We start from the raw sequence: 2049 nt of genomic DNA, 5'->3' as shown, positions 1-2049 counted from the left end.
GTTTTTATGTACATAAATTTTCAAGAAATAAACCCTATACTAATAAATTCATTGACTAAAAAATTTAATTTAGATCCAAATAAACTAACTATCTTATATAAGATAACAAATATAAAAGAAAATAAATTTGATGAATTTGAAAAATCTATTTTCCCATATTTATTTATAGATAATACTTATTATATCGAATACGAAGATTCAATTTATAAAATAAAAAGCAAACTTGAGTCCTCTACTAAAATATCTACCGAAGATATGATTTCATCTATAAAAATGAAAATAAACAAAAATGATATCTATAAAATGTATAATAACTTAAATTCATTATTTACAATTTTTGAAGATGATTTTCCTCAAAGCCAAGTAAAAATTATGGCTCTTTATGATACTCCAAAACAAAAAACATTAAAATATGCTTATATTAAAGGTTCTCTTTTAGCATAAAAAGGTGTTATTTAAAACACCTTTTTATTATTTTTCTTCTCTTATTTTAGCTTTTTTATTTTTAACTATTATTTCACTATTGTTATTTAAGAAATCTTTGCCTTTTTTATTTAATATATCTACTGTTGAGTAATTATCATATATTTTTATAACGCCTAAGTCGCTATTTTCTATATTTTCTATATTGTTTAAAGCTCCTACTATATCGCCAATTCTTATTTTTTTCTTCTTTCCTATGTTTATATGAATTTTTGTAATTTCTCCACCAAACTTATCTTCATCAGAATTAGTACTTAAACTACTACCTTCTTTTAATTCGTTTACTTTTATTTTATAATCTACTTTATCTTTTTCATCATGCTCAACTTCTATTAAGTCAATTTCTTGTTTTATATAATCTTTAATTTCTTCGAAGTATTTATAATCTTGCTCTGATACTAAACTAACTGCTACTCCGTCTTTTCCAGCCCTTCCTGTTCTTCCAATTCTATGGACATAAATTTCTTTATCTACTGGAATATCGTAATTTACAACTAAAGATACATCATCTATATGAATACCTCTAGATATAATATCACTACTTATTAATATATTAAATTCATGTTTTTTGAAAGAATCTATTATGTAAAATCTTCTCTCTTGTGATATATCTCCACTAATATGTTCTACTAAAAATCCACTTTCTTTCATTTTTTCATATAGATTTTGGGCTTGTTTTTTTGTATTTGTAAATATAATCGCAGTATCTGGCTTAAATTTATATAATAACGATTCTAAATATTTATATTTTGAGCTGTTTTTTATATCAACTTGTATATATTGTTGAAGTATTTTATTTTGTAGTTTATTTATAGATTCTTTTATTTCGATATAATCATATTCTTTCATATATTCATCACATATATTTTTTAAGTCATCTTCTACTGTTGCTGAGAAAAATGCTTTACATACATTTTTGTCTATATTTTTCATAATTGTATCGATATCTGTTTTGAATCCTTTTGTAAACATTTTATCTACTTCATCTATAACAAAATACTCTAATTTACTTAAGTCTACACTGCCCTTTGTTATATGATCTATCATTCTCCCGGGTGTCGCTACTATAACATTAACACCTTGTTTTAATTCTAATACTTGATTATTAAATGAGTCTTTTCCTAAAATTGCACTGCATTTTATTCTTTTTATTCGTCCTATATTTTCAATTTCTTCTTTTACTTGTAGAGCTAATTCTCTAGTAGGTACAATTACTAATGCTTTTAAATCTTTTTCTAGTGATTTTATTTGATTACATATAGGTATTGCAAATGATGCACTCTTTCCTGTTCCTGTTTTAGATTTAACTAAAATATTATTTTTATCTATTAATTTAGGTATTACTTTATCTTGCACTTCTGTAGGTGTATTGTAATTTAAGATATTTAATGATTTTAAAATCTCCTTATCTAAATTAAATTCATCAAATTTTTTCATTTTATTCTCCTTAAACTAATTCTTTTTCATCTACATATTATATCAAAATACTACTAGACAAATACGGAATAATAAGCAGTATAATAGCGATTTTGGGAATAGGAATACTATCTTTAGAAGCCGACTTTA

2 protein-coding genes are annotated in these 2049 nt (G+C 23.4%); one reads left to right on the top strand and one right to left on the bottom strand.

Annotated features, from left to right (window positions below; genetic code table 11):
* Positions 1–444, top strand: a 444-nt coding sequence (locus I4U58_RS13655; RefSeq protein WP_195931881.1) for a hypothetical protein, incomplete at its 5' end; no start/stop codon positions are given.
* Positions 445–471: 27 nt separating this feature from the next.
* Here the strand turns inward: I4U58_RS13655 and I4U58_RS13650 are convergent.
* Positions 472–1920, bottom strand: coding sequence for a DEAD/DEAH box helicase (locus tag I4U58_RS13650; protein ID WP_195931880.1), 1449 nt, complete (start codon positions 1918–1920; stop codon positions 472–474).
* Between the last annotated feature and the right edge of the window lie 129 nt (positions 1921–2049).

Source organism: Clostridium sp. 1001270J_160509_D11 (assembly GCF_015667935.1).
GTDB lineage: Bacteria > Bacillota > Clostridia > Peptostreptococcales > Peptostreptococcaceae > Intestinibacter.
The sequence above is the reverse complement of the archived record's forward strand: the minus strand, read 5'-3'. Positions and strand labels throughout refer to the sequence as shown.

Coding starts and splice junctions, on each gene's coding strand:
- I4U58_RS13650 (WP_195931880.1), bottom strand. CDS start 1,920: ATGAAAAAATTTGATGAATTTAATTTAGATAAGGAGATTTTAAAATCA.